The sequence below is a fragment of the Streptomyces sp. NPDC107559 genome (genome assembly GCF_055657365.1).
The window spans coordinates 154,799-174,558 of sequence record NZ_JBVKBD010000009.1; the positions used below are offsets into that span (position 1 = coordinate 154,799).

Annotated in this window: 18 protein-coding genes; 13 read left to right on the plus strand and 5 right to left on the minus strand. The window is 72.7% G+C overall.

Annotation, left to right across the window (positions count from 1 at the left end; translation table 11 throughout):
• Positions 1-6 precede the first annotated feature (6 nt).
• Together ACZ7OY_RS25940 and ACZ7OY_RS25945 are read left to right on the plus strand one after the other, a co-directional pair.
• Positions 7-1,020, plus strand: coding sequence for an ABC transporter ATP-binding protein (locus ACZ7OY_RS25940; protein WP_471913585.1), 1,014 nt, complete (start codon positions 7-9; stop codon positions 1,018-1,020).
• Positions 1,013-2,074, plus strand: a complete 1,062-nt coding sequence (locus tag ACZ7OY_RS25945) for an ABC transporter ATP-binding protein (protein ID WP_471913586.1) — start codon at positions 1,013-1,015, stop codon at positions 2,072-2,074. Before ACZ7OY_RS25940 ends, ACZ7OY_RS25945 begins: the two co-directional genes overlap by 8 nt.
• Before the next feature lie 243 nt (positions 2,075-2,317).
• On the opposite strand, the gene ACZ7OY_RS25950 is transcribed toward ACZ7OY_RS25945, so the two are convergent.
• Positions 2,318-4,435: a S9 family peptidase gene (locus ACZ7OY_RS25950; RefSeq protein WP_471913587.1), complete on the minus strand. Its 2,118-nt coding sequence runs from the start codon at positions 4,433-4,435 to the stop codon at positions 2,318-2,320.
• Between the two features lie 173 nt (positions 4,436-4,608).
• Here ACZ7OY_RS25950 and ACZ7OY_RS25955 point away from each other — a divergent pair, with 173 nt between their 5' ends.
• The 8 genes from ACZ7OY_RS25955 to ACZ7OY_RS25990 all read left to right on the plus strand — a co-directional run bounded on the left by ACZ7OY_RS25955 (position 4,609) and on the right by ACZ7OY_RS25990 (position 12,928).
• The gene (locus ACZ7OY_RS25955; RefSeq protein WP_162468695.1) at positions 4,609-4,803 is read left to right on the plus strand and encodes a hypothetical protein; all 195 of its coding nucleotides are present in this window, start codon (positions 4,609-4,611) and stop codon (positions 4,801-4,803) included.
• 737 nt (positions 4,804-5,540) lie between these two features.
• Complete coding sequence (gene mshB, locus ACZ7OY_RS25960) at positions 5,541-6,404, plus strand: N-acetyl-1-D-myo-inositol-2-amino-2-deoxy-alpha-D-glucopyranoside deacetylase (protein ID WP_471913588.1); 864 nt, start codon at positions 5,541-5,543, stop codon at positions 6,402-6,404.
• Complete coding sequence (locus ACZ7OY_RS25965) at positions 6,401-6,811, plus strand: DUF6113 family protein (RefSeq protein ID WP_471913589.1); 411 nt, start codon at positions 6,401-6,403, stop codon at positions 6,809-6,811. Before mshB ends, ACZ7OY_RS25965 begins: the two co-directional genes overlap by 4 nt.
• Positions 6,812-7,003: 192 nt before the next feature.
• Positions 7,004-9,337, plus strand: a complete 2,334-nt coding sequence (locus tag ACZ7OY_RS25970) for a peptidoglycan binding domain-containing protein (RefSeq protein ID WP_471913590.1) — start codon at positions 7,004-7,006, stop codon at positions 9,335-9,337.
• 129 nt (positions 9,338-9,466) lie between these two features.
• The gene (locus tag ACZ7OY_RS25975) at positions 9,467-10,393 is read left to right on the plus strand and encodes an ABC transporter ATP-binding protein (RefSeq protein ID WP_471913591.1); all 927 of its coding nucleotides are present in this window, start codon (positions 9,467-9,469) and stop codon (positions 10,391-10,393) included.
• Positions 10,390-11,130, plus strand: a complete 741-nt coding sequence (locus tag ACZ7OY_RS25980) for an ABC transporter permease (protein ID WP_471913592.1) — start codon at positions 10,390-10,392, stop codon at positions 11,128-11,130. The genes ACZ7OY_RS25975 and ACZ7OY_RS25980 overlap by 4 nt, the downstream gene beginning before the upstream one ends.
• Complete coding sequence (locus ACZ7OY_RS25985; protein ID WP_471913593.1) at positions 11,127-12,317, plus strand: sensor histidine kinase; 1,191 nt, start codon at positions 11,127-11,129, stop codon at positions 12,315-12,317. The genes ACZ7OY_RS25980 and ACZ7OY_RS25985 overlap by 4 nt, the downstream gene beginning before the upstream one ends.
• Positions 12,314-12,928, plus strand: a complete 615-nt coding sequence (locus ACZ7OY_RS25990) for a response regulator transcription factor (protein WP_351618393.1) — start codon at positions 12,314-12,316, stop codon at positions 12,926-12,928. Before ACZ7OY_RS25985 ends, ACZ7OY_RS25990 begins: the two co-directional genes overlap by 4 nt.
• A gap of 62 nt (positions 12,929-12,990) precedes the next feature.
• Here the strand turns inward: ACZ7OY_RS25990 and ACZ7OY_RS25995 are convergent, their stop codons facing one another.
• Positions 12,991-13,842, minus strand: a complete 852-nt coding sequence (locus ACZ7OY_RS25995) for a transglutaminase-like and tetratricopeptide repeat-containing protein (protein ID WP_471913594.1) — start codon at positions 13,840-13,842, stop codon at positions 12,991-12,993.
• Between the two features lie 17 nt (positions 13,843-13,859).
• Entirely contained in the window at positions 13,860-14,924 is a 1,065-nt protein-coding gene (locus ACZ7OY_RS26000) for a GNAT family N-acetyltransferase (protein ID WP_471913595.1), read from the minus strand.
• A 141-nt stretch (positions 14,925-15,065) separates the two neighbouring features.
• On the opposite strand from ACZ7OY_RS26000, the gene fdxA reads away from it, so the two are divergent.
• Together fdxA and ACZ7OY_RS26010 are read left to right on the plus strand one after the other, a co-directional pair.
• Complete coding sequence (gene fdxA / locus ACZ7OY_RS26005; RefSeq protein ID WP_007495984.1) at positions 15,066-15,386, plus strand: ferredoxin; 321 nt, start codon at positions 15,066-15,068, stop codon at positions 15,384-15,386.
• 133 nt (positions 15,387-15,519) lie between these two features.
• Entirely contained in the window at positions 15,520-16,617 is a 1,098-nt protein-coding gene (locus ACZ7OY_RS26010; RefSeq protein WP_471913596.1) for a bifunctional succinyldiaminopimelate transaminase/glutamate-prephenate aminotransferase, read from the plus strand.
• Between the two features lie 108 nt (positions 16,618-16,725).
• On the opposite strand, the gene ACZ7OY_RS26015 is transcribed toward ACZ7OY_RS26010, so the two are convergent.
• Together ACZ7OY_RS26015 and ACZ7OY_RS26020 are read right to left on the minus strand one after the other, a co-directional pair.
• Positions 16,726-17,163, minus strand: coding sequence for an ATP-binding protein (locus ACZ7OY_RS26015; RefSeq protein ID WP_471913597.1), 438 nt, complete (start codon positions 17,161-17,163; stop codon positions 16,726-16,728).
• Between the two features lie 356 nt (positions 17,164-17,519).
• The gene (locus ACZ7OY_RS26020; RefSeq protein WP_471913598.1) at positions 17,520-18,536 is read right to left on the minus strand and encodes a VldE C-terminal domain-containing protein; all 1,017 of its coding nucleotides are present in this window, start codon (positions 18,534-18,536) and stop codon (positions 17,520-17,522) included.
• An 84-nt stretch (positions 18,537-18,620) separates the two neighbouring features.
• Between ACZ7OY_RS26020 and dapE the strand changes: the two genes are divergently transcribed.
• Complete coding sequence (dapE, locus tag ACZ7OY_RS26025) at positions 18,621-19,700, plus strand: succinyl-diaminopimelate desuccinylase (RefSeq protein ID WP_471913599.1); 1,080 nt, start codon at positions 18,621-18,623, stop codon at positions 19,698-19,700.
• The last annotated feature ends 60 nt before the right edge of the window (positions 19,701-19,760 follow it).

A 19,760-nucleotide genomic window follows, 5' to 3' on the forward strand; every position in this document is an offset into this window, starting at 1 on the left:
GGCGACATGCTGCTCGAAGTACGCGACCTGCACGTGGAGTTCCGGACCAGGGACGGTGTCGCCAAGGCCGTCAACGGGGTCAGCTACGGCGTCGACGCGGGCGAGACGCTCGCCGTGCTCGGCGAGTCCGGCTCCGGGAAGTCCGTCACCGCGCAGGCGATCATGGGCATCCTCGACATGCCGCCGGGGCGGATCACCGGCGGCGAGATCATCTTCCAGGACCGGGACCTGCTGACCCTGAAGGAGGAGGAGCGGCGCAAGGTCCGGGGCGCCGGGATGGCGATGATCTTCCAGGACGCGCTGTCGTCCCTGAACCCCGTGCTCTCCGTCGGCGACCAGCTCGGCGAGATGTTCATCGTGCACCGCGGGATGAGCCGCAAGGACGCCCGGGCCAAGGCCGTGGAGCTCATGGACCACGTCCGCATCCCCGCCGCCAGGGAGCGCGTGAAGCAGTACCCCCACCAGTTCTCCGGAGGCATGCGCCAGCGCATCATGATCGCGATGGCGCTGGCCCTGGAACCGGCTCTGATCATCGCCGACGAACCCACCACCGCCCTCGACGTCACCGTCCAGGCCCAGGTCATGGATCTGCTCGCCGAGTTGCAGCGCGAGTACGACATGGGGCTGATCCTGATCACCCACGACCTGGGTGTGGTCGCGGACGTGGCCGACCGGATCGCGGTGATGTACGCCGGACGGATCGTGGAGCAGGCGCCCGTGTACGACATCTACAAGGCGCCCGCCCACCCCTACACCCGGGGCCTGCTGGACTCCATCCCGCGCCTGGACCAGAAGGGCCAGGAGCTCTATGCGATCAAGGGACTGCCGCCCAACCTCATGGACATCCCGCCGGGCTGCGCCTTCAACCCGCGCTGCCCGATGGCCCGGGAGGTGTGCCGCATCGACGTCCCGCCGCTGTACGAGGTGTCCGCGCACGGGGAGCCCGAACACGTGGTGGCCGAGCCCGGCGCGGAGCGCGTGAGCGCCTGCCACTTCTGGCGGGAGTGCCTCCATGGCTGAGCCGATCCTGGAGGTCAGCGGCCTCTTCAAGCACTACCCGCTCACCCAGGGCATCCTGTTCAAGAAGCAGATCGGCGCCGTGAAGGCCGTCGACGGCGTCGACTTCGCCCTGCTGCGCGGCGAGACCCTCGGCATCGTGGGGGAGTCCGGCTGCGGCAAGTCGACGGTCGCCAAGCTGCTGGTCAACCTGGAGAAGCCGACGGCCGGCGAGATCCGGTACAAGGGCGAGGACATCACCCGGCTGTCCGGGAAGGCGCTGAAGGCCGTACGGCGCAACATCCAGATGGTCTTCCAGGACCCCTACACCTCGCTCAACCCCCGGATGACCGTCGGCGACATCATCGGGGAGCCGTACGACATCCACCCCGAGGTGGCGCCCAAGGGCGACCGGCGCCGCAGGGTCCAGGAACTGCTGGACGTGGTCGGTCTCAACCCCGAGTACATCAACCGCTACCCCCACCAGTTCTCCGGCGGTCAGCGCCAGCGCATCGGCATCGCGCGGGGGCTGGCGCTGCGCCCCGAGGTGATCGTCGCCGACGAGCCGGTGTCCGCGCTGGACGTGTCGGTGCAGGCACAGGTCATCAACCTGATGGCGCGTCTCCAGGACGAGTTCGAGCTCTCCTACCTCTTCATCGCGCACGACCTGTCCATCGTCCGGCACATCTCGGACCGGGTCGGCGTGATGTACCTCGGGCGGATCGTGGAGATCGGCAGGGACGCGGAGATCTACGACCACCCCACCCACCCCTACACCCAGGCCCTGCTGTCCGCCGTCCCGGTCCCCGACCCGGAGGCCCGCGAGCACCGCGAACGGATCATCCTGGCGGGTGACGTGCCGTCCCCGACGAACATCCCCTCCGGCTGCCGTTTCCGCACCCGTTGCTGGAAGGCCCAGGAACGCTGTGCGCTGGAGGTGCCGGTGCTGGCCGTGCCCGCAGAGTTCCGGCAGGCGAGCGGTCCGCAGGCACACGATTCGGCCTGCCACTTCGCCGAGGAGAAGCAGGTCGTACCGCCCGAGGGAGCCTCGGACGATCATGGTGGTGATGTGTCATAACGTGCCGAACCCACACCAAGTGCGTTAACACGCAGGCAACTTGGCCGACGCGATTCCGATATACGGACGCGTCAGTCTGAACAGCGTACGGCCGTGCGGGTGCCGTAAGCGGGCCGGGAGCGCCATGTCTCCCGGCCCGCTGCTGTATTTTGCGCCTACTTCGGCGCCGCTCTCGCGGACGTGGCCGGTGCCTCGTCGTGGTTTCTCGATCGACGGTCGCGGTGCACCGGAGGGTGTTGTCGCTCAGGCCGGATTCAGGGCGCGGCGGAGGAAGTCCACCTGGAGCAGGAGCAGGTTCTCGGCGACCGTCTCCTGCGGGGTCATGTGGGTGACGCCGGACAGCGGCAGCACCTCGTGCGGACGGCCGGCGGCCAGCAGGGCCGAGGACAGCCGCAGGGTGTGGGCGGCCACCACGTTGTCGTCGGCCAGCCCGTGCACGATCATCAGCGGGCGGTGCGGCCCGTCGGCGGCGGACAGGCCCTCGTCCGTGACCAGACCGCTGCGCGCGTACGCGTCCGCATCCGCGTCCGGGGTGCCCAGGTAGCGCTCGGTGTAGTGGGTGTCGTACAGGCGCCAGTCGGTGACCGGGGCGCCGGCGATCCCCGCGTGGAAGACGTCCGGGCGGCGCAGCACGGCCAGCGCCGCCAGATAGCCGCCGAACGACCAGCCGCGGATCGCCACCCTGGACAGGTCGAGCGGGTACGACTTCGCGAGGTCCTGGAGCGCTTCGACCTGGTCGTCCAGTGACACCGTGAAGTCCCGGTGGACCGCCTTCTCCCAGCCCGGCGAGCGCCCCGGGGTGCCCCGCCCGTCCGCGACGACGACCGCGAACCCCTGGTCGGCGAACCACTGCGAGGTCAGATGCGCGTTGTGCGCGGCGACCACCCGCTGGCCGTGCGGGCCGCCGTAGGGGTCCATCAGGACCGGCAGGGGAGTGTCACCGGGGTAGTCCGTAGGCATAAGCACGGCGCACGGAATTCTCCGTGCGCCCCCTTCGGTCAGTGTCACGCGCGGGGACATACCAGGATCTTCGGCGTACGACCGGACAGTCGCCGTCCGCTTTCCGCCACGCAGCACCTGCACCTCCGTCCCCGGCCGGTCCGGCGTGGCGGAGGCCAGTACGGTCACGCCTCCGGCGCGTACCGCCGTATGCACGCCGGGCACCTGCGAGACGCGCTCCAAGCCCCGCTCGTTGACTCGATACACATGCACCTCACCGGTCTCGGGCGCCGCCGCGCCCTCCCCGGCCGAGGCCGCGACCAGGACGTCCTCGTCGGCGACGTCGAGCACCGCCCGCACGTGCAACTGCGGTCCGGTCAGCGGCCGTTCGCCGACCGTGAGGACCCGCGCGCCGCCCTCGTCCGCGATCCGGATCAGCTTTCCCGACGGGCTCCAGCAGGGCACGCCGGCGAAAAGATCCAGCCAAATCCGATCTTCATCCGCGTGCACCATCCGGGTCGCCCCCGTGTCCGGGTCCACGGCCAGGAACAGCTGGCTGCGCTGGTCCCGCGCCTGCACGAGAAGCAGGGGTGCACCCGCCGCTGACCAGTGCACTCGCGCCAGGTACGGATAGCGCGCCCGGTCCCAGGAGACCTCCGTGCGGCTTCCGTTGAGGTCGATGATCAGCAGCCGCACCTCCGCGTTGGGGGTGCCGGCCGCCGGGTACGGGACGTGTTGTGGGTCACGTTCAGGATGCGCGGGGTCGGAGATCCACCACCGCCGCACCGGCGTGTCGTCCACCCGCGCGACCAGGAGCCGGTCCGACTCCGGCGCCCACCAGAAGCCGCGCGAACGGGACATCTCCTCGGCCGCGACGAATTCGGCCAGCCCGTAGGAAATCGAGGCCGAATCGGGCTCGGCGAGCGCCCGGTCCCCCGCGCCCTCGGCGTCCACTACGCGCAGGGCGCCCTCGTGGACGTAGGCGACGTGCCGTCCGTCGGGGGCGGGCCGGGGATCGATCACCGGCCCCGGGACGGGGAGTTCACGTGCCGTACCGGCCCGCAGCTCGGCCGTGAACAACCGCCCGGACAGAGCGAACGAGGCCAGCTCCACGGCCTCGTCGGTGGCGTAGCCGACGATGCCGGCGCCGCCCTCGCGGCTGCGCTCGCGGCGCGCCCGCTCCTCGGCCGAGAGGTTCTCCGAGGCCCCGCCCAGCAGGGCCCGGGGATCGGCGACCACGCGCTCGCGCCCCTCCGGAACGTCCAGTACCCAGAGGGAGTTGGCCCGGTCGGTGCCGGAGCCGGAGCGCAGGAACACGACCCGCGCGCCGTCGGGAGCCACGGTGTAGGAACGCGGCGCGCCGAGCGTGAAACGCTGGGTGCGCGCGTGCCGACGGGGAAAGGAATCAGGCTCGGTCGTCATGCCTTGACCATATTGGCCATGCGCCCCCTTGTGCGGCAGTGCGCCGACGGATGCGCGCGCACGGATAGTTATGATCACTAGCGCTGTGTGGGTATGAACCCGCTGGCTGCTGTACGGATTTACAAGTTCCCCTGCTATGCCCCCACGTCCCCGGTCCTTGGAGGTGAGCCGCCGTGGCACTCTCGATCTCGGCGGTAGTGCTGCTGGCGATCGTCGTCTTCCTGCTGATCAAGAAGTCGGGCCTGAAGGGCGGGCACGCGGTCGTGTGCATGCTCCTCGGGTTCTACCTGGCCTCGTCGACGGTGGCGCCCACGATCAGCGATCTGACCACGAGCGTCGCCAGCATGATCGGCAGCCTCAAGTTCTGATGTGCGCGGGTGTGCGGGCTCCGGTGGGCTGCCGACCGGAGCGGTCCGTCGGCCCTCGGACGCGTACGGCAACAGGGCCTGTCCGGCGGATCGAGTCGCAGGAAAGCTGCGGTGCCGTATCGGCCCGGATGGGCGTGCCGGACCCCGCGTCCGCGGCATGATCCGCCGGGCAGGCCCCAAGCCGGCCCAGGCCTCGGGCGAGAGCCGGAGGCGGGGCCGGCCACCGAATTCCACCTCCGCTGCCCGCAGCGTGTCTCACTCACGCGGGTGAACAGCGCCAACTGAGCCGGATCCTGGGGACGTTGCCTGCCCTGGTCGCAGCGCAACAACCTGCTCGGCGGCGATCGCTCCTTCCGCTCACCGACCCCAGGAGGAGTACGCCTTCGGCGCCGAAGAGGCCGCCCGGGGCCGCTCCCGCGGACTTTCTCGCCGCCGTGGACTTTCTCGCCCCCGTGGAGAGCAAGGCGGACGAACCGGTCAGGGCGGCGGAAGCTCTTCACGTCCACGGTCAGGCCATGACGGGGTCGTTCCGCGAGGCCACGAGATGACCGTCACCGGTGGCATGCCCAGGTACCAGATCGTCGTGCGCAGCGAGCGCGTCTGCATCGTCCGGATCACCTGTCTGGGCTTCTGGGCGGGCCGGGCGGGCCGGGCGTCCGGCGAGGACCGGATCGGCGAGGGCCGACCGCTGCCGGGGAGGCGGGCGGGCGGGGGGAGGGGCCTCGTAGGGTGGGCGCATGACGGAACAGCCCGCCCGGAGTCTGCTGCTGGTGCACGCGCACCCGGACGACGAGTCGATCAACAACGGCGCGACCATGGCCAGGTACGCGGCCGAGGGCGCCCGGGTGACCCTGGTCACCTGCACCCTGGGCGAGCTCGGCGAGGTCATCCCGCCCGAGCTCGCACACCTGAGCGGTGACGCGCTGGGCGCACACCGGCTGGGCGAACTCGGGGCCGCGATGAGCGAGCTCGGCGTGAAGGACTTCCGTCAGCTCGGCGGCCCCGGCCGCTACCGGGACTCCGGGATGATGGGCCTGCCCGACAACGACGCCCCGGCCTGCTTCTGGCAGGCGGACGTCGACGAGGCCGCCGCCCACCTCCTCGACGTGATCCTGGAGGTGCGCCCCCAGGTCCTCGTCACCTATGACGCCGACGGCGGCTACGGCCACCCCGACCACATCCAGGCCCACCGCGTCGCCGTGCGCGCCGCGGAGCTGGCCGCCGGCGCCGGACGGCCGATCCCCAGGGTCTACTTCAACCGCATGCCGCGTCCCGTCGCCGAGGAGGCCTTCGGCCGGCTGCGCGCCGAGCTGCCCGGCCTGCCCTTCACCGAGACCGCCGCGGTCGACGACGTGCCGGGCGTGGTGGCCGAGGAGCGGATCACCGTCGAGATCGACGGCACCGCGTACGCGGCCGCCAAGGCCGCCGCGATGCGCGCACACGCCACCCAGATCGAGGTGGCCCCCGACGAGGCGTCCTTCGCGCTCTCCAACGAGCTCGCGCAGCCGCTCTTCACCACCGAGTACTACGAGCTGGCGGGCGGCGTTACCGGGGCCGGACGGGTGTCCGACCTGTTCGCCGGGGCAGAGGAGACGTCATGACGCAAAACGGTTCGATGCTCGCCCAGCCGCTGCAACGGCCTTCCGCCGGACGTGTCCTGGCCTGTCTGGGGCTCTTCCTGCTCGGCGTGGTGGTCGCGATGGCCGGGGCCCTGGTGCAGTCCGGCTGGTTCCCGGGCGGGCTCCTGCTCGCGCTCGCCGGCGCGGCCGGGCTCTTCCTCGGCGGGGCGCGCGTGACGGGCAGCCGTGGCGGGGCCGTCGCGTCCGCCGCGGGGTGGATGGTCACCGTCATCTTCCTCACCGCCACCCGCCCCGAAGGGGACTTCCTGTTCGGCGCGGGAGGCGGCTCCTACCTCTTCCTGCTGGGCGGCATGGCCCTCGCTGTGATCTGCGCCACCCTCGGCTGGGGGCGGCGATCGGGGGCCGAGTCCGTCCGACTTGGCAAGTGACGTACCACTTCGCCGTACGGCGCACGTGTACGTGCCGTGTGGTTTTCCCCGGCGGTCGCGGGATACAGGCCGGAAGCGGACAGTATGGTGGTGCGCGCCGCCGAGCCTTCCCCGAGCACTCGACCCCGTTCGAGCAGAGGGAACCCCCACATGAGGTTGTGCGGGCGGCGGAGTCAACCGGGAGAACCTGCCTTGAGTCGTGAAACTGACACTCCGTCCTCCGGGCCCGACGGGCGCGGCGGAGCCGCATACCCTTCGGGCACGCCGCCGTACGGGACCCCCATGGTTTCCGACGCCGGCGCAGGCGCGGGCCGTCCGGCCGCCCAGCCGGAGGAGCGCAAGACCGAGACCACGCTGACGACCCGCATCCGGATCAACATCCCCGGGTCGCGGCCGATTCCGCCGGTCGTCGTCCGCACGCCCGTCGCGGACACCGAGAGCGTCCCGGGCGACGACACCGGCACCCACGTACAGCCGGACGCCGCCCCGTCCGCCGCAGCCGTCGAGCCGCCTGCCGAGCCCGAGGCCCCGGCCGAGGAGAAGACGAGCGACTGGTTCGCCCCCCGCAGGGGCGGCGCGGCCAAGAGCGGCTCCACCAACGGTGCGGGCATGCCCGGCGGTTCCGCGGCGGGCGTCGCCCCCGCGCCCGCAGGTGGTGCCCCCGCCGCCGGTCCCGGCCCTGCCACGGGTGCGCGGCCGGGTGTCGGCCGTCCCGGCGGCACCGGCTCCGCGAGCGTCCCCGGCGGCTCCCGCCCCGGCGGTACGAACGGCGCCGGACTGCCCGGCGCCACCGGCGGCCCGGTCGCGCCCGGCCACGGCGGCGGCACCGGTTCCTTCGACGTGACCGAGGCGCTGGCGGCGGGCCCGCTGGGCGGCGGTGCCCGCTCCGGGTCCGGCGAGCCGCGCCGCGACGACCTGCCGTACTTCACGGAGAACGGCCAGAGCGGCCACGGCGGCCCTCCGAGCGGCCCCGGCGGCCAGGGCGGCGCCCAGGGCCCCTCCGGCCCCACCGGCGGCCCTGTCACCGGTGACGGCCCGCTGGTGCCCCCGGTCGGCTCGGCACCCGGTGCGCCCGGCGGTTCGCGTCCCCCCGGTGGTCTCGGCGTCCGTCGCGTGCCCGGCGCGTCCGGCGCGCCCGGTGCGCCCGGCGGTCCTGGTGCCGCCGGCGGTCCCGGTGCGCCCGGCGGCCCCGGCGGTCCCGCTCGTCCCGGTGTCGCCGACCGTGCCGGTGCCCCCGGCCGCCCCGGTGCCCCCGGTCGTCCCGGCGCGCCCAAGTCGTTCAGCGGAGAGTCCTTCACCGACCCGGGCCCGTCCGGCGGCCCCCGTCCGCACGGCGCGGCCGGTCCCGGCGCCGGCGGACTGAGCGACGACACCGCGATCCTCACCCCGCAGAAGCCGGCCCCCGGTCCGGGCCCCGGCGGCTACGGCGGCCCCCGGGACAAGGTCTCCGGGGACACCGTCACCAGCGGCATTCCCGTCACGCCCCCCGGACCGGGCCCCCGCTTCGACGGGCCGCCGGCGCGTACGGGCCCGAAGCTGCCCGCGCCGGTCGCGCAGAACGCGCCCGCGCCCGCGTCCCGCAAGAAGAAGGGCCGCAGCAAGCTGGTCCTGCTCGGCGGCCTCGCGGTCGTCGTCCTGGTCGGCGCCTATGGCGCGGGCCTGCTGATGAACCACTCCGACGTGCCCAAGGGCACCACCGTGCTCGGCGTCGACATCGGCGGCGGCACCCGTGACGAGGCCGTCAAGAAGCTCGACGACGCCTTCGGCAAGCGGGTGGGCCAGCCGCTGAAGCTGTCGGTCGGCGGAACCACCGTCACGCTGAAGCCGGATCAGGCCGGGCTCCAGTTCGACGAGCAGGCCACGGTCGCCGCGGCCGCCCAGAGCGACTACAACCCGGTCTCCGTGATCGGGTCGCTCTTCGGCGGACAGCGCGAGATCGAGCCGGCCATGCCCGTCGACGAGGAGAAGCTCCAGGCCGCCCTGGAGAGCGCCGCGGGCGGCGCGGGCTCCAACGACGGCACGATCAGGTTCCAGTCGGGCAAGGCCGTGGCCGTCTACGGCAAGCCGGGCAAGGGCATCGACGTCGCCGGGTCGAAGACCGCGGTCCAGCAGGCCTACCGCACCCTGGTGGAGACCGGCGCGGCCGGCACCGTGCCGGTCCCGACCACCACCCGGCAGCCGACGGTCTCGGACGCCGAGGTCGACCGGATGATGAAGAAGTTCGCCGAGCCCGCGATGTCCGGCAAGGTCACCGTGCAGACGGACGCCGCGCACTCGATCCCCTTCAGCCCGCAGAAGTCCCTGTGGAAGTTCCTGGAGGTGAAGGCGGTCGACGGCAAGCTCGTCGAGAGTTACGACGAGGCCGCGCTCAAGGAGCTCTACGGCCACACCTTCGACGGTGTGCTCATCACCCGCGGCACCGGCCAGAAGACGGCCGTCACGGTGCAGGACGTGATCAGCGCCCTGCGCCCGGCCCTGGTCAGCACCACGAACCGGGTCGCCGTCATCGAGACGGACCCCAGCTAGGGCAGGTCCCGGGAGCCGTCCGGTCAGGGCGGCTCCCGGGCCGTCATCTCGTGGGCATGACATCTGTCATGCGGCAGTCGGGACCGCCGACACTGCCGGACCGACGGCCGCCGCCGTCAGGATGTGCCCATGACGACGACAGTGAAGGCAACCACCACCGAGGTGGTCGCGTTCGATCAGGTGAGCAAGAGCTACGGGGACGTACGGGCCGTGGACGGCCTGTCGCTCAGCCTGCACCCGGGGGAGACCGTTGCCCTGCTCGGACCCAACGGAGCCGGCAAGTCCACCACCCTGGACCTGCTGCTCGGCCTCAAGCACGCCGACAGCGGCTCGGTGCGGGTGTTCGGCACCAGCCCCCGCGAGGCCATAGTCGCCGGACACGTGGGCGCGATGCTCCAGAGCGGCGGCCTGATGGACGAGGTGACGGTCGGCGAACTGGTCGCCCTGGCCTGCGCCCTGCACCCGAAGCCGTACAAGGCGAGCGACGTGCTGGCCCGCGCCGGCGTCGCGCAGATCGCCGACCGCAAGGTCAACAAGCTCTCCGGCGGCCAGGCCCAGCGGGTCAGGTTCGCGCTCGCCACCGCGGGCGACAGCGACCTGATCGTCCTGGACGAGCCGACCACCGGCATGGACGTCTCCGCCCGCCAGGCCTTCTGGGCCACCATGCGCGAACAGGCCGACCAGGGCCGCACCGTCCTGTTCGCCACGCACTACCTCGAAGAGGCCGACGCCATCGCCGACCGCGTGCTCGTGCTGCACCGGGGCCGGCTGCTCGCCGACGGCACCGCCGCCGAGATCAAGGCGAAGGCGGGCGCTCGCCGGGTCTCCTTCGACCTGGAGGGCGAGATCGACACGGCGGCCCTGCGCGGACTGCCCTTCCTCACCTCCGTCGACATATCGGGCCAGACCGTCCGCATCCAGTCCACCGACGCGGACGCCACCGTCCACGCCCTGTACGGGCTCGGCGTCTACCCCCGCAACCTCGAAGTCGCCGGGCTCGGGCTCGAGCAGGCCTTCGTCGCCATCACCGCCGCCGAGGAGGCCAAGCAGTCGTGAACGCCCTCATCAAGCTGGAACTGGTCCGCGCCCTGCGCAACCGCAAGTTCCTGTTCTTCTCGGTGATCTACCCGTCGGCCCTGTTCCTGCTGATCGCGGGCAACGCCGACGCCACCACCAAGGTCGACGGCACCGGCCTGACCATCCCGACGTACATGATGGTCTCCATGGCCTCCTTCGGCGCCCTGACCGCCGTCCTGATGGGCAACAGCGAGCGCATCGCCAAGGAGCGCGAGAGCGGCTGGGTACGGCAGCTGCGGCTGACCACCCTGCCGGGCCGCGGCTACGTCCTCGCCAAGACGGCCAGCGCGGCCGTGGTGAGCCTGCCGTCCATCGTCATCGTGTTCGTGGTCGCCGCGGTCGCCAAGAACGTACGCCTGGACGCCTGGCAGTGGCTCGCCCTCACCGGCGCCATCTGGGCCGGCAGCCTGGTCTTCGCCGCCCTCGGGGTCGCCATCGGCTATCTCGCCAGCGGGGACGCGGTCCGCCCGATCACGATGATCACCTACTTCGGTCTGTCGATGCTCGGCGGTCTGTGGATGCCGTCGACCACGTTCCCGCAGTGGTTGCAGGACATCGCCAAGTGGCTGCCCACGCACGCGTACGCTGCCCTGGGACAGGCGATCGAACAGAGCCAGGCCCCGCACGCCCAGGACGTCGCCATCCTCGCCGTCTTCTTCGTCCTGTTCGCGGGCGGTGCGGCCTGGCTGTACCGGAAGGACACGCTGAAGGCGTGAGCAGCAACCCGGAAGAGGCCCGTGACGGGCGGCTGGTGCGCATCGGCTGGCCGCCCCGCACCCGGCGCGAGGTACTGATCAAGACCCTGTGGATCGTGGTCTGGCTGGTCTTCCTCGGCTCGCCGGTGGAGGACCTGGTCTCCGGCGGCCACTCCACCGGCGGGGCGGTGGCCGGCTGGCTGGGCCTCTCCGTGTTCGTCGCGGTCTACCTGGTGCTGGTCTTCCGGCAGATGGGCCGCCGCTCGTACACCCCCCGGACGGTCGGTGTCCTGGTCGGCACCCTCGCCGTTCTCGCCGTCTTGCTGTGCCTGGCCTTCGGCAAGGAGTGGCTCGGACTCTTCGTGTACGTCTCCGTCGCCTGCGGCGCGTCGCTGCCGCTGCGCCTGGCCTACCGCACGATCCCGCTGACCGCCGTGGCGATGCTGCTCGTCGGGCTGCGGGCCGGCGAGCAGGACGCGCTGGACCTGGTCCTGCTGGTCGTGCTCATCGGGTTCGCGATGACCGGCGTCGGCCAACTGGTCCGTACGACCATCGAGTTGCGCCAGGCCCGCGCCACCGTCGCCCAGCTCGCCGCCAACGAGGAGCGGCTGCGCCTGGCCCGCGACCTGCACGACCTGCTGGGCCACTCGCTCTCGCTGATCACGCTGAAGAGCGAGCTGGCCGGCCGGATGCTCCCCGGCCACCCCGACAAGGCGGCCCAGCAGATCGCCGACATCGAACAGGTCAGCCGCCAGGCCCTGGTCGACGTACGCGAGGCCGTCACCGGCTACCGCAGGGCCCGCCTCGCCGACGAGCTCGCCGGCACCCGGGTCGCCCTGACGGCCGCCAACGTCACCGCCGACCTGCCCGTGGACCCCGACTTCGGCGGCCTCCCGGAGGAGAGCGAGTCCGCCCTCGCCTGGGCGCTGCGCGAGGCGGTCACCAACGTCGTACGGCACAGCGGTGCCCGGCGCTGCAGGGTGGAGCTGCTGCGGCGCCAGACCCTCGACGGCCCCGTCCTCGAACTCTCCGTCGAGGACGACGGCCAGGGCGGCTCCGGGAAGGGTCCCGGCAACGGCCTGACGGGTCTGACCGAGCGGCTGGAGAAGGCGGGCGGCACCCTGGAGGCGGGTCCCCTCAAGCGCGGCTTCCGTCTGGTCGCCCGCGTCCCGGCAGGGCCCCTGCCGGACATAGGATCCGGGGCATGAGCCACACGATCAAGGTCCTGCTGGCCGAGGACCAGTCGATGGTCCGCGAGGCGCTGGCCGCGCTGCTCGGTCTGGAGGACGACATCGAGGTCGTCGTCCAGGTGGCGCGCGGGGACGAGGTCCTGGCGGCGGCCCGCGAGCACGACGTGGACGTGGCGCTCCTCGACATCGAGATGCCGGGCGCGACGGGCATAGAGGCGGCGGCCCTGCTGCACCGGGAACTGCCCCGGGTGAAGCTGGTCGTCCTCACCACCTTCGGCCGCCCCGGATACCTGCGCAGCGCCATGGAGTCCGGCGCCGACGCCTTCCTGGTCAAGGACGCCCCCGCCGCCCAGCTCGCCGAGGCCGTGCGCAAGGTGCTGGCCGGCGAGCGGGTCATCGACCCCACCCTCGCGGCCGCCGCGCTGGCCGAGGGCGCCAACCCCCTCACCGACCGCGAACGCGAGGTCCTGCGCGCCGCGGCCGACGGCTCCACCAACGCGGAACTGGCCAAGCTCCTGCACCTGTCCCAGGGCACGGTCCGCAACTACCTCTCCACGGCGATCCAGAAGTTAGCGGTACGCAACCGGGCCGAGGCGGTACGGACGGCACGGGAGAAGGGCTGGCTCTAGCGGCCGGCCGCGCCCGGTGCCGTCCGTCCGTGGGGTCCCGGGGAGGGGTGGAAGCCGGGGGATCAGTTCAGGCGGGCACGGGCCGCCGTGGCCTGCCCCCGCACCTTCTCCGCCAGGGGCGCGTCCACCACGTCCACCAGGTCCGCGTACACCTCCATCTCCGCGGCCCCGGCCACGAAGTCCCCCCGCTGCACCAGGATCTGCGCCCGCTCGTACCGCAGCCGCGCCGGATGCGCGGGCAGCAGCAGCGCCAGCTCGACCGCCCACAGCGCCACGTCCGACCGCTCGGGCCGGGCCGAGGCCCACGCCCGGACGTTGTTCAGGATCCGCGTCATCACCTCCAGCGGGTCCGCGGGGGTCAGCATCGACGGTGTCAGCCGCGCCCCCGTGGCCCCCACGACGAGCAGCTCGGCGTCGGCCCCGCTGAGCAGCCGTCCCCCGTCGAACGGGTCCGCCAGCACCTGTTCGTCCTGCGGCCCGAACCCGACGACGAAGTGCCCCGGCAGCGCGACCCCGTACACCGGCGCGCCCGCCCGGCGCGCGACCTCCATCCACACCACGGACAGCAGGATGGGCAGCCCGCGCCGCCGGCGCAGCACCTCGTGCAGCAAGGACGAACCCAGCCACTGGTAGTCGGCCGGCGAACCGCGGAACCCGCAGCGCTCCCCGAGCACCGAACGCAGCGCACGGGCCCAGGCCGCGGGCTCGCCCGGACGGAACGGCAGCTGTCCCGCCAGCCGGTCCAGCTCCATCTGCGCCGCGTCCGCGCCCGCCTCGTCGAGCGTGCCGTCGGCCACCGCGGCCAGCAGCAGACACAGCGCCGACAGGTCGGGCCTCTCGCAGCGGGCCTCCTCGGCGAACCGCAGACGCAGTGCGGCCGAGCGTTCGGGCGGTGGGGGCAGTGGATGGCGCATGGCAGGCTCGTGCCCGCTCACGGTGATCCGTACCGGCCGTCGTCGGACCCGGCCGGCGCCCGGTAGTGGTGATAGGCGTGGTGCGCGGCGAAGCCCAGCCGCTCGTACAGCGCCCGCGCACCGGCGTTGTCCGTCTCCACCTGGAGCCAGGCGGCGGAGGCGCCCTCGTCGAGGGCCCGCCGGGCCAGCGCGGTCATCACGGCGGTGGCCAGCCCGCGCCGCCGCAGCGCCGGGTCGACCTCGACGGCGGCGAACCCGGCCCACCGCCCGTCCACGACGCACCGCCCGATCGCGGCCGGCGGCTCCTCCGCCCGTTCGCCGGGCACGGTCGCGAACCACACCGAGGGCCCTGCCCCGCTCTCGGCGTCACCCGAACGGGGGGACCGCCCTTCCAGCACCGTCAGGGCCACGTCGCTCACTCCCTTGCGCTGATAGCGCGCCAGCCACGCCTCACCGGCCGCCCGGGACAGCACCACCCCGGACGGCTCGCCCAGGTCGGCGAGCGGCGCGAGCGCCCCGGTCCAGACCTCGGCGCTCACCTCGCGCACCCACCCGCGCCGCTCCAGCTCCGCGCACAGCAGTTCCTGCGTGCCCTCGGCGCCGGTCGCGGTCTGGACGTACGCGGGCAGGCCGCGCTCCTCGTACCAGCGTCGTACCTCGGTGAGCGCCTCGTCGAGCGGGAGGCCCGGGTCGCCGAGCGGCAGCACCGAATTCGCGCGCCGGGTGAACCCGGCGGCGGCCCGCAGCTCCCATCCGCCCAGCCGCGCGCTCTCCAGCGGCCGCCAGGCGCGGGCGGTGACCCCGGCCAGCTCCTCGTAGGACGCGGCCGGGCCGCGCCGCCGGGCCGGTGCCGCGGGCACCACCTTCCCCGCGACCAGCGCGGACTGCGCGATCCGTACGATTTCGCCGTCCCGCCGTGTGATCACGAGCACGGTGTCGTCCCATGATGTGAGAACGCCGACCGTGTCGGTGAATTTCCCTCCGGTGTCGCCGGGGTCGGTCAACCGTCGCACGGAGACGCGTTTGCCCACGTCAGCGGCGGTGATGCGGACCTCCACACGACCGGCGGCCGAGATTTCCACAGGTCGTTCCACCCCTCCTGTTCGGATCATGCCCAAGAACGGAGATACTAGGGGCGGGCATCGACGACGCCGCGCTCCCGCGCGCCAGGCGGCGGAGCCTGTAGGAGGCCCGCCAGCGCCCTATCGAGGAGGAACGACAGCGTGACCTACGTCATCGCGCAGCCTTGTGTCGACGTGAAGGACAAGGCGTGCATCGAGGAGTGCCCGGTCGACTGCATCTACGAGGGCCAGCGGTCCTTGTACATCCACCCGGACGAATGCGTCGACTGTGGTGCCTGTGAGCCGGTCTGCCCGGTCGAGGCGATCTTCTACGAGGACGACACTCCGGAGGAGTGGAAGGACTACTACAAGGCGAACGTCGAGTTCTTCGACGAGCTCGGCTCCCCCGGCGGCGCCAGCAAGCTGGGCCTGATCGAGCGCGACCACCCCTTCGTCGCCGCGCTGCCGCCGCAGGCCGAGTAACACCGCAGCAAGCGGCCCGCAGCACCGTGCCGCCTCGGTTCCGTACGGCCTGATCACCGCCGATCACGCCGTACGGGGCCGAGGCGTTTGCCGTACGCGGGGGCCGTGCGTCCGAGAAAGTGAGCGAGATCCCGTGTCCGCAGTCTCCGATCGTCTGCCCGTCTTCCCCTGGGACAAGCTGGAGCCGTACAAGAAGACGGCCGCCGCGCATCCGGACGGCATCGTCGACCTGTCCGTCGGCACCCCGGTCGACCCGGTCCCCGAGCTGATCCAGAAGGCCCTGATCGCCGCCGCGGACTCCCCGGGCTATCCGACGGTCTGGGGCACCCCCGAGCTGCGGGACGCGCTCACGGGCTGGCTGGAGCGCCGGCTGGGCGCCCGTGGGGTCACCCACCGGCACGTCCTGCCGATCGTCGGCTCCAAGGAACTGGTCGCCTGGCTCCCCACCCAGCTGGGCCTGGGCCCGGGCGACCGGGTGGCGTACCCGCGTCTGGCCTACCCGACGTACGAGGTCGGTGCCCGCCTGGCCCGCGCGGACCACGAGGTCTACGACGACCCGACCGACCTGGACCCGGCCGGGCTGAAGCTGCTCTGGCTGAACTCGCCGTCCAACCCGACCGGCCGCGTGCTGGACAAGGCGGAGCTCACCCGGATCGTCGCCTGGGCCCGCGAGCACGGCGTCCTGGTCTTCTCCGACGAGTGCTACATCGAGCTGGGCTGGGAGGCCGAGCCGGTCTCGGTCCTGCACCCGGACGTCAACGGCGGCTCGTACGAGGGCATCGTCTCGGTCCACTCGCTGTCCAAGCGGTCCAACCTGGCCGGCTACCGCGCGGCCTTCCTGGCCGGCGACCCGGCCGTCCTCGGCCCCCTGCTGGAGATCCGCAAGCACGGCGGCATGATGACGTCGGCCCCGACGCAGGCGGCCGTGGTGGCGGCGCTCGGCGACGACGTCCACGTCCGTGAGCAGCGCGAACGGTACGCGTCCCGGCGCACGCTGCTGCGTGACGCGCTGCTGGGCAACGGCTTCCGGATCGAGCACAGCGAGGCCAGCCTGTACCTGTGGGCCACCCGGGACGAGTCCTGCTGGACCACCGTGTCCCGGCTGGCCGACCTCGGCATCCTGGTCGCCCCCGGGGACTTCTACGGCACCGCGGGCGAGAAGTTCGTCCGGGTGGCGCTCACGGCGACGGACGAGCGGGTCCGGGCCGCGGTGGAGCGACTGGCACGCTGACCGCCGCCGCGCCCCGGCAGCTGTCCGGGGCCCTCGGCACGGCGCGCAGACATGGAACGGCGACGGGGTCCGGGTTTCCCCTGGACCCCGTCGCCGTGCAGATGCGGCTCAGCCGCCCAGCGGCAGCCCCTTCAGCGGCAGCGTCTGCGTCGGCAGCCCGCCCTTGGTGAGGGAGTCCGTCGGCAGCCCGCCCTTCGTGGCCGCCGACGCCGCCTGCCCGAGGATGCCCCCGCCGGCTCCCGCGCTCTTGCGTGCCGCGGGCGCCGCCTTCTTCGCGGCCTTGCCGGCGGTCCTGCCCGCGGCCGGCGTCGTCTTCCTGGCGGCCTTGCCGTCGGTCTCGTTCGTGAACGCGGTGACGTTGTGCGCCGCGCTGTCGAGCGTGCTGCCGACGTTGGCGCCGTCCAGGGAGGTCAGCCCGCCGAGGTTCGGGGTGGCAGGCAGTTCGGCGGCCGCACTCGCGGAGCCGGCCGCGCCGACCCCGGCAGCCGCTCCCGCTGCGACCAGCAGCGCGACACGGGCGATCCGGCGGGTCAGAGGCAGGGACATGATGCTCCTTCGAGGGAGAGAACAGGGAAGTGTCCGACCGGACCCGTTAGTTGACCGGGATTGATCGTCCGGGCTCGGTCCCCCTGACTACCGCTCGAAGCCCGCGAAGGTTGCGGACGTCCCGCGCAAAGAATTCGCAATGCATCGCATTATCAGGTACGGATAAAATCGGGCAAAGGTCGCGCGGTCTGCAACTCGGCTGAACCGCAAGGCCCTTGGGCCACAAGGGGTTCGGCGTACCGGGACGGGCCGGCGCGCGGACCCGCGCCCCCGTCCGTCCCCGGCCGCCCCACGCAACCCGCGCGGGTGAAGCCCCGTACTGCTGCTCGGTGCCCCCGTCCGCCGCCTGCCGCCCGCTACCGGGGTGCGGTGACGATCCGGATCGAGCCCCCGGCCGCCTGCTCCGTCTCCGTCGTGCCGGAGTCCGGCGTCCTGGCCGTGCGCCACCGGCTGTCGGTCGTCCCGGCGGTCCACTCCCGGCCGGCGTAGGAGATGCGCGAGATGTGCAGCGCGGAGGCGTTGGCCACCGCCCAGTGCGCGATCTGCCAGCCGCGCTCGTCGGTGCTGCGCCCCGCCGCCTCGCCCGTCCCGCCCGGCACGGGCACCGTCACGGTCCGCCCGTCGGCCGCGGCGCTCACCTCGGGCACGGGCGCCGTCGTGGCCTTGCCGCGGCGGCTCTTGCCGTCCACCTCCGCGCCGGCCTCCTGCAGGGCCTCGCGCCCGAAGTCCCGTACCAGCGCCGTGCGGACCGCGCTCGGCCCCGCGGCCGTGGCGGCGGTCCCGGCCGTCTGGCGGCCGTCGCAGGTCAGGGTCGCCGCCGTGCGCCCGGTGAGGGCGGCGGCGAGCAGCGCGGCGTCCGGCTCGTGCTTGGCGTACGCCTCCGGGTAGCCGCTGCGCTGCACCCGCTGCGCGGCAACGGTGAGCGGGAGTTCCGTGTAGTCGGAGACCTTGACCAGGTGCTCGTAGAAGACGCCCGCCGCGTACGTCGGGTCCATGATCTGCTGCTCGGTGCCCCACCCCTGCGACGGCCGCTGCTGGAACAGGCCCAGCGAGTCACGGTCGCCGTGCTCGATGTTGCGCAGCCCCGACTCCTGGAGCGCCGTCGCGAGCGCGATGGTCACGGCTCGCTCGGGCAGCCCGCGGTCGGTGCCGACCGCGGAGATCGTCGCCGCGTTGACCGCCTGTTCGGGAGTGAACTCGTAGACCGCGGGGTCGCCCTTGCCCGAGACGACCCGGCAGCCGGGGCCGCCTGGGCCTCCGGTGAGGTACTGGACCGCGAGATAACCGGCGACCGCGCACAGGACCACGACGGCCGCTCCGAAACGGAGGAGGCGGCCGCGGCGCTTGGGGGAGGTGGGGGACGGCTCTGGCACTCGTACAAGGTAGCGGAGGCCCCCGAGGCCGCCGCGGCGGGTGTGGACAGTGGGCCGAGGCCCCGGCGCGCTAGGGTCGGCGCCATGGCCGATACCCCACTTGACCTCACGTCGGATGCCGCCCGGCTCACCGCGCAGCTGGTCGACTTCAGGTCCGAGAGCGGCACCGAGAAGCCCCTCGCGGACGCGATCGAGACCACGCTGCGCACCCTGCCGCACCTGACGGTGGAGCGGTACGGGAACAACGTGATCGCCCGTACCTTCCTGGGGCGTCCGGAGCGGGTCGTGCTGGCGGGCCACATCGACACCGTGCCGATCGCCGGGAACGTCCCCTCCCGCCTCGACGAGGACGGCGTGCTGTGGGGGTGCGGCACCTGCGACATGAAGTCCGGGGTCGCGGTCCAGCTGCGCATCGCCGCCACGGTCCCGTCCCCGAACCGCGACCTGACCTTCGTCTTCTACGACAACGAGGAGGTCGCCGCCGAGCTCAACGGCCTCAAGCACATCGCGGAGAACCGTCCGCAGTGGCTGGAGGGCGACTTCGCGGTGCTCCTGGAGCCCTCCGACGGCCAGGTGGAGGGCGGCTGCCAGGGCACCCTGCGGGTGCTGCTGAGGACGACCGGCGAGCGCGCCCACTCGGCACGCGGCTGGATGGGGTCCAACGCGATCCACGCGGCCGCCCCGATCCTGGCCCGCCTCGCCGACTACGAGCCGCGCCGGCCGGTGATCGACGGCCTGGAGTACCGGGAGGGCCTGAACGCGGTGGGCATCTCGGGCGGAGTGGCCGGGAACGTCATCCCCGACGAGTGCGTCGTCACGGTCAACTTCCGCTACGCGCCCGACCGCAGCGAGGAGGAGGCCGTCGCCCACGTCCGCGAGGTGTTCGCGGACTGCGGGGTGGCGGAGTTCGTGATCGACGACCACAGCGGCGCCGCGCTGCCCGGCCTGTCCCACCCGGCCGCGGCGGCCTTCATCGAGGCGGTGGGCGGCACCCCGCAGCCCAAGTACGGCTGGACGGACGTCTCCCGCTTCTCGGCGCTCGGCATCCCCGCGGTGAACTACGGCCCCGGAAACCCGCACTTGGCACACAAGCGGGACGAACGGGTTGAAACCGGAAAGATCCTGGCGGGCGAGGAGCGGCTGCGCGCCTGGCTGACGGACTGAGGGCCCCTCGCTCCACGCAGGACATGCCGACGTCCCCCGTACGTAACCCGCGTAGATCTA

Coding starts and splice junctions, on each gene's coding strand:
- ACZ7OY_RS25990 (WP_351618393.1), top strand. CDS start 12,314: ATGAGCCACACGATCAAGGTCCTGCTGGCCGAGGACCAGTCGATGGTC.
- mshB (WP_471913588.1), top strand. CDS start 5,541: ATGACGGAACAGCCCGCCCGGAGTCTGCTGCTGGTGCACGCGCACCCG.
- ACZ7OY_RS25950 (WP_471913587.1), bottom strand. CDS start 4,435: ATGACGACCGAGCCTGATTCCTTTCCCCGTCGGCACGCGCGCACCCAG.
- ACZ7OY_RS25940 (WP_471913585.1), top strand. CDS start 7: ATGCTGCTCGAAGTACGCGACCTGCACGTGGAGTTCCGGACCAGGGAC.
- ACZ7OY_RS26015 (WP_471913597.1), bottom strand. CDS start 17,163: ATGTCCCTGCCTCTGACCCGCCGGATCGCCCGTGTCGCGCTGCTGGTC.
- ACZ7OY_RS25965 (WP_471913589.1), top strand. CDS start 6,401: ATGACGCAAAACGGTTCGATGCTCGCCCAGCCGCTGCAACGGCCTTCC.
- ACZ7OY_RS25975 (WP_471913591.1), top strand. CDS start 9,467: ATGACGACGACAGTGAAGGCAACCACCACCGAGGTGGTCGCGTTCGAT.
- dapE (WP_471913599.1), top strand. CDS start 18,621: ATGGCCGATACCCCACTTGACCTCACGTCGGATGCCGCCCGGCTCACC.
- ACZ7OY_RS25995 (WP_471913594.1), bottom strand. CDS start 13,842: ATGCGCCATCCACTGCCCCCACCGCCCGAACGCTCGGCCGCACTGCGT.
- ACZ7OY_RS25945 (WP_471913586.1), top strand. CDS start 1,013: ATGGCTGAGCCGATCCTGGAGGTCAGCGGCCTCTTCAAGCACTACCCG.